This window comes from Vibrio sp. 2033, from assembly GCF_033339735.1.
This window is the reverse complement of the sequence record NZ_JAWOVC010000106.1, coordinates 1-1136: the sequence shown is the minus strand read 5'-3', so window position 1 is coordinate 1136 and position 1136 is coordinate 1. Positions and strand designations below refer to the sequence as shown.

Annotated in this window: 1 protein-coding gene; it reads left to right on the top strand. The window is 44.3% G+C overall.

Translation table 11 applies throughout. From position 1 onward, the window contains the following. Positions 1-934: zonular occludens toxin domain-containing protein (locus R7P74_RS24910; RefSeq protein ID WP_318123317.1), on the top strand; the 934-nt coding region annotated here is incomplete at its 5' end. Positions 935-1136: the final 202 nt, after the last annotated feature.

Genomic DNA, 1136 nt, shown 5'->3' with positions numbered 1-1136 from the left:
AAGTCGGCCTTTTAGTCAGATTGAAGATTACTCCGATGAGTGGCGAAATGAGAAAGGACAGGGGCCTTTGTACATTGTTGATGAGGCTCATATGAGCTTGCCATCTCGTGGGCTTCCGGCTGCGATTCTTGAGTGGTTTTCGATACACCGTCACTATGGTGTCGATATCATCTTGCTGACCCAGAACATACGCAAGGTGCATCGTGATATCAAAGATATGATTGAAGTCACTTACCGTTGCACTAAAAATACTGCAATGGGTTCCAGCAACTCATACACCAAAAAGGTTCAAGATGGTTGCAATGGTGAGGTGGTTAATACGTCGATACGATCTTACAAGTCTGAGTATTTTCCGTTTTACAAAAGCCATTCTCAGTCCAATAAGCATGTTCAAGAAGCGCAAGCGAAAGACATTAGACCTTTCTGGAAGCGATGGCCCGTTATCGGTACCGCTTTGCTTTTGGGTGTTGGTTTGCCTATCAACATCATGGCGTGGTGGCCTGAACCCGAAAAAGCACCGGAACCAGTAAAGCAGCAAAATGTTAACGTCGAAATTCCAGCTGGCACGCCAACAGCTCAAGGAACGGAGACTTCACCCAAGAAAAAGAACAGTTCCGGCTTTGGTCCTTTAGATGGTTACGACTTTTTTATCACTGGTTACGCTAAGCAAATAGCGCTTAGAACTAGGTTGAAATCAATGGCAGAGCTAAACCGTGACCTGACTTTCTACAAGATATACATCGATGTTTACGATGGTACGGATAAGCTTTTCAGTTTCGACCATACAGATTTGGTTGATATTGGCTACCAGTTCGAGATTCTTTCAGATTGTGTCTATCGGGTAACTTGGGAAGATTCAGAAAGGATCTTCACTTGCGGCCAACGCGAAAAGCCAACTGACATTCTTCAGCAAAACGTTCCTGTTCAGATATAGCAATGCTGATAAACATTCTTTGGGCTTTGTTCTGGGGCTTCTGCATTTGGGGAACAATAATGCTATTTAGATGGGCAACCTCTAGTTAGACCGCTCGCCGCAAGAAGTGATATTGAGCTTGCGAAAATCGCTTCGAGGAAGCGGAACATGTACACAGCCAATCTTTGGCACGTTCACACAGGACTTATTTATGATTGATTCA